Consider the following 4,937-nt stretch of genomic DNA (forward strand, 5'->3'; position numbering starts at 1 on the left):
CGGGAACGCGGCCTTTCGCGCAGAGATGCGACAAATGCGCCCGCGTGACGCCGATAATCTGCGCCGCGCTGGAGACGGACATGTATTCATCAGTTACGGAGGATTTTTCTTTTTCCTCAAGTCGGCGCATGGCGAAAAATACGCCGCCCGACACCCTGCCAAGATAGATGTTGGTCAGCCCCTCCGCTTCAGGGTGTATGTTCACGAAGAACTCCTCCGGCAGCTCCGGCGTCCCCTCTCTGTTTTTGAGCGGGTAGAACATTTTCGCGGGACGCCCCTGCACGACGACGAGAAACACTGTACCGTCGCCGGTATAATCCGCTTCGGCCGGCGTGCCGGCGAGCGGGAATTTCTTTATGATTATTTTTTTATCTTTGTCGCTTAACGCTGAAACTGGAAAATACTTTATCATTTTGCTTCTCCTTTATTTTTCTTCACCGCCCGTATCACCGCCGGCAGTTCGTCGTCCGGTCGGACGTTTATCGGGATCGGCGGTATCCAACGGTGTACGAAGCGCCGCTTTTCCGGCTCTTTTCTCGCGCCCGTCCAAAAACCGTGCCAATGGGCGCGGCGGATATGCGGGCGCACTGTCCGCCCTGTCGGCGTTCCGTCGCCGGTATGCCCGCGGCTTTCCGTCGGCGGCGCGAATGACCGTATGGCGGCGCCGATGCGCGCGCCGACGCCCCATTCTGTCGGAGCAGGGCGCGGCAGCCACATTCTGCGCCCGCCTTTCAGTCTTGCGGGCGGTTTCAGCGGCGGGGGGACGCGCCCGTCGTCGTAGTCCGGCTCGTCGCTGCACAGATAGGCGAGCAGCGTGAAAACGAAACGCAGCAGCGCGTCCATCTGGAGATACACCCCGCCGTTCGCTTCCAAGAAGTCTATTATGCCTCTTATGTTTTCGCCGACGCTTTCGCCGAAGAGAACTGTATGCGGAAACGGCATGCCAAGCCCGATGTCGCACAGCAGCATCAGACGTGACGGCGCGCCGCCTTCTCCGTCGTCGCTCCACAGGCGAGCGAAGAATCCGTCGAGATGGCATCGCCCCGCCGTCTCTACCCATATGCTGGGCTCCGGCAGGCGCGCGAATATTTCGCACGGCGTATTTTCCGGCACGCCGCCGGACGCGAGCTCGTCCAACAGCGTTGGGTCGAAACGGTATATCCCTTTCGACAGCCGCCACTGCGCGAGGTGATAGGCGATGTCTGCCGCCATGCGCGCGTCGTCTTCATCGCCTCCGTCCGTCGGGCGCCACGCCGCGTTCCATGTCGCCATCGGCACCATATGCGCGGGCAGCCCCGCCGCCCGCTCGATGCTCTCCCAGAAGGAGCGCACGGGCCGCCCCTGAAACTGCATGTGTTTCGCGCGCGCCTCGAATGTTTCGAGGATTGCGACGGGACGCGGTTTTTCGATCATGTTGCCCTCCTCCTACATTGGGCTATAGCCGATAGCCGTACTCGCCGAAAAGCGGCGAGTAATCCACGGGGTTCTCCATCTCTTCGGGCGTTATGATTTTCGTCGTGTCGGCGGCTTCGTCGACGCAGTCGTAATACAGCCAGCAGAATATCCAGTGCCACGAGCGGGCGAGTTTTTCGCGGGCATCTGGTTCCATGTCGCGTGGAAGTTCTTCCATCTTCTCTCTATATATCTCGTTTCTCCATACATTCAGGCTGAGCTGTGCCCAGTGCACTACCGCCAGCTTTTTCAGCAGCCCACAGCGACGCGCCTCTCCTGACCCCAGGCGGATAATCGGCGACTTCTTCTCGCGAACGAGCGCGTTCCACTTCGTGATCCATTCTTTCTCGCGTTCCGTTTTGGCGATGTCCAGCGCCGCGGCGATGGCTTCGTCGTGCAGCCTCCAGTCTTCGTTCGTGATTGTGATTTTCATTTTATTTTCCCTCCTCTTTGGTCTCATCAGCGGCAGCCTAACTGCCGGACGGGGTTGCCCCCGTTTCGACCTGTCTATTTGTTTTACTCTTCCTTTTTCTCTTCCATCTTCGCTTCCTCCTTCAGGCGCTCGAACGTTTCCCTCGCCGCGCCGCCTGCCTCCTCCTCCCACATCACCCACAGTTCGTCTGAAGGCTCCATCATCGGAACGGTCCCAGTCTCTTTTCCCGTCTCGCAGAATGAGTAGTATTCCTCCGCAAATGTGTCCTCCCAGTCTGAGGCACGCATTATCTCGTCTATGCTGATGTCGGGAGCCGTGAGTAGGTCATAGTGCTCGTAGTCCTCCTCATTGTAATAGCGATGGTCTTCGATGTCGCTCATCTCGCGCATCAGCCTGCCCCACCACGATTCGGCAAGACTTTCCCCCTCGTCGCGCATGAATGAGCGCATCATGCCCTCTTCCCAGTGCTGTCGCCAGTTGATCGTGCGGCTGTAGTTGATTTCGATGTCGCCGACTGAGGGTTCCTCCGCCGCGACAGCGGACTCCAACGCCTCTCGCCCAACGAGCGCGATAGCCTCTTCCTCCTCGATAATCTCCTCATCGCGTGTGTAGCGGGATACGTCGTCCAGCGTTATTTTGTCGGTCATTTTTTATCTCCTCTCTCTTTTAATCCAGTAGGAGCGGCGAAGTGCTCCCAATGTTTTGTGCATCTTCGTTGTCGAAATTGATAGCCAACAACGAAGATGCGTTTTCTCTTCATTTTATTTCTCTGCGGAGGATCGCGAATTGTTTTTGGATGCATTCGGACTCCTCCTCCCCCACAAACTCCACGAATTTGCGTTCAGCATTAGCATTGGGGTCATCGTAATCGACGGCTCCACAAAAATCCTCCCATACGTCATTTTTCCAACTGTCCCACTCCCCCCTAATATACTCTACGTAATCGTCGCCCTCTCTGTCGAGGCATTTCGCCCACTCCTCCTCTGTGAGCGTATTTTTTTCGAGCCATTTTTCGAGATAGAGTTCGTAGAGTTTTTCGTACGCGTTGAATTCCTGCTCCGTGGGCACGTACTCGGGGAACGAGTCCTCGAGCCCAAACGATGTAATATAATAACCGCGACAATAGACAGTTACTGACATTTTTCTCTGCCTCCCCTATTAGTTTTTTGGTCTCGTCAGTGCCGGCCCCACCGGCAGACGCCCCGGAGGGCGTTTCGACCTATTACCCCTCAACGGTGCTGCGCAGATAATCTACATCGCGGCGAATGTCTGCGTCGCACCCCGCGAGAATTTCGTCCACGTCTATGGATTCGGGGTCCCCCTCCTCGTCGAGGAGGAAGCCGTCTGCCGTCCAGTCCGTGTATTTCCCCGCCGAAAGCGCCTTCCCCTCGACGACGTCGCCCAATATGCACCCGCCGGTATGGCGAATAGTCTCGATGTGTCCGTCCTCATAGAGCAGCACTTCGTTCACCGCCTGGAACGCCTGCCCCTTCACGGCGTCGATTTTCCCGCACTCGATCGCGGTGCGTTGCGCGGCGGTGAGGGCGTCGATCAGGTCGTCGTAGTTGTCGTCTATTATTTTTGTCCAGTTTGTCATTTTTGTTTCCTCCTCTTTTTTGTGGGGCGATTGCCCCTCTTCTTTATGTTTCTATTATAACACCCTCGTGTAATTTGTCAAGCGTTTTCATAAAAAAATATGAGATTTTTTTCGAAAAAAAATAAAGGGGGCGGGGACTGCGAGCCCCGCCCTGCACTGCACACATGGAGAGATGTATATAGATGTATATAGATGTATATATGTTATTTACATTTGGCAGTCCCCCTTCTTATGGTAGGACGCGAGCCCTACCCCTGTAAAAGCAAAAGCCTTCCCTGCGCAGCCGCCTCCGCGATGCGTTTTTTCGCGACCTCGCAAAAGTGTTCTTCTTTTTCTATGCCTATCCACCGGCGCCCTGTGTTCTCCGCAGCAACCGCCGTGCTGCCGGAGCCTATGCAGTTGTCGAGGATCGTTTCTTTCTCATTGCTATAGGTGCGTATCAGGTATTCCAACAGAGGGACGGGCTTCTGCGTGGGATGTTTCGTGCGCTCCCTGTTTTTTACAAAACCGCCGCCGTTGAAATTAGAAAAATCGATAACGGACTCGGGATAACGGCTGCCGTCATCTACCATCACCCCCCCCTTGAACTTACTGTATATTCTACAACGGGCATCCTCTTGGACCCTTATCCGCGGACGATTTCTGCTTTGTGTTTTTTGTGGATTATATGTGGGAAGCGCTTTATAAAACACGCATATATTTTCATGCCCTTTCAACGGCATTTTGTGCGCGTTGAGAAACCCCATCTTCATTGTCTTGCGGTAAATAATTTCATATCGAAACTTCTTGCGGTTGCTGTTTATTATATCGGTTGTAAACGGCTGCTGCGAGAAAAGCACCACAGCCGCATTTCGTTTGCAAATGCGGTTATAGTGCTCCCATAACGGCTCAAATGGGATCACAACGTCCCAATCGCATGCTGTCATGCCATACGGCAGGTCGCAGAGCACCATATCAACACTGCCATCGGGAATATCTTTCATTATTTCGAGGCAGTCGCCGTGATAGAGCTTTCCATTAGGATTTTCATAAAATAGCATTTTTTCTTTTCCCCTCCTATAAACAAAAAGCGGGCCCCCGAAGGAGCCCGCACCGTGCTATACTATCAGCCTAATCCCTGCGCCTATACGACGCAGCCCCCGGTCGGTCTCGGCGCGAGAGCGTGCGGACGCGGGGTTTTATGCTATTCTTACCCCGCACGCCTTGGCCAGCGCAAACGTCCTGTTGCGCCAGCCGTTCCTAAAACGCTTTTGGTTCGGGCGCGCCGCTATAATGGCGTCGTAGAAGTTCAGGCGCTTGACGAGCAGCATTTTCGAGAGCGCGAGCCCGTTTTTCCAGGCAAGCGTATAGAGCGTTTCGCGCGTCTTGGGGCCCCACTTTCCATCTATCACGACGAACGCCCCCAGCGACGCGCAGGCGCGCTGCGCTATACGCGCCGCGTTGCCCATGCCGTGG

The 4,937-nt window shown here is 55.3% G+C and carries 8 protein-coding genes; all 8 read right to left on the reverse strand.

Annotated elements, in window-relative coordinates:
• Positions 1-412: hypothetical protein (locus tag EH55_RS05355; RefSeq protein WP_037975508.1), on the reverse strand; the 412-nt coding region annotated here is incomplete at its 3' end.
• A complete protein-coding gene (locus EH55_RS05360; protein ID WP_037975510.1) occupies positions 409-1,413 on the reverse strand; it encodes an AcrVA2 family anti-CRISPR protein in 1,005 nt (334 codons plus the stop codon). The genes EH55_RS05355 and EH55_RS05360, both read right to left, overlap by 4 nt.
• 22 nt (positions 1,414-1,435) lie before the next feature.
• Positions 1,436-1,885, reverse strand: coding sequence for a hypothetical protein (locus EH55_RS05365; protein ID WP_037975512.1), 450 nt, complete (start codon positions 1,883-1,885; stop codon positions 1,436-1,438).
• Between the two features lie 83 nt (positions 1,886-1,968).
• The gene (locus EH55_RS05370; protein WP_037975513.1) at positions 1,969-2,532 is read right to left on the reverse strand and encodes a hypothetical protein; all 564 of its coding nucleotides are present in this window, start codon (positions 2,530-2,532) and stop codon (positions 1,969-1,971) included.
• Positions 2,533-2,641: 109 nt separating this feature from the next.
• Positions 2,642-3,025 (reverse strand): hypothetical protein, encoded by a 384-nt coding sequence (locus EH55_RS05375; protein WP_037975515.1) that lies wholly within the window; start codon positions 3,023-3,025, stop codon positions 2,642-2,644.
• A gap of 82 nt (positions 3,026-3,107) precedes the next feature.
• Positions 3,108-3,482 (reverse strand): hypothetical protein, encoded by a 375-nt coding sequence (locus tag EH55_RS05380; RefSeq protein ID WP_037975517.1) that lies wholly within the window; start codon positions 3,480-3,482, stop codon positions 3,108-3,110.
• Positions 3,483-3,730: 248 nt separating this feature from the next.
• Positions 3,731-4,522 (reverse strand): DNA-methyltransferase, encoded by a 792-nt coding sequence (locus EH55_RS05385; protein ID WP_037975519.1) that lies wholly within the window; start codon positions 4,520-4,522, stop codon positions 3,731-3,733.
• 138 nt (positions 4,523-4,660) lie between these two features.
• On the reverse strand, positions 4,661-4,937 hold a 277-nt coding region (locus EH55_RS05390; protein WP_201769344.1), incomplete at its 5' end, for a putative peptidoglycan-binding domain-containing protein.

This window comes from Synergistes jonesii (assembly GCF_000712295.1).
GTDB classification, from domain to species: domain Bacteria; phylum Synergistota; class Synergistia; order Synergistales; family Synergistaceae; genus Synergistes; species Synergistes jonesii.

What these genes read in the sequence shown, in the direction of transcription:
- EH55_RS05360 (WP_037975510.1), bottom strand. Translation starts at nt 1,413, where the DNA reads ATGATCGAAAAACCGCGTCCCGTCGCAATCCTCGAAACATTCGAGGCG.
- EH55_RS05365 (WP_037975512.1), bottom strand. Translation starts at nt 1,885, where the DNA reads ATGAAAATCACAATCACGAACGAAGACTGGAGGCTGCACGACGAAGCC.
- EH55_RS05370 (WP_037975513.1), bottom strand. Translation starts at nt 2,532, where the DNA reads ATGACCGACAAAATAACGCTGGACGACGTATCCCGCTACACACGCGAT.
- EH55_RS05375 (WP_037975515.1), bottom strand. Translation starts at nt 3,025, where the DNA reads ATGTCAGTAACTGTCTATTGTCGCGGTTATTATATTACATCGTTTGGG.
- EH55_RS05380 (WP_037975517.1), bottom strand. Translation starts at nt 3,482, where the DNA reads ATGACAAACTGGACAAAAATAATAGACGACAACTACGACGACCTGATC.
- EH55_RS05385 (WP_037975519.1), bottom strand. Translation starts at nt 4,522, where the DNA reads ATGCTATTTTATGAAAATCCTAATGGAAAGCTCTATCACGGCGACTGC.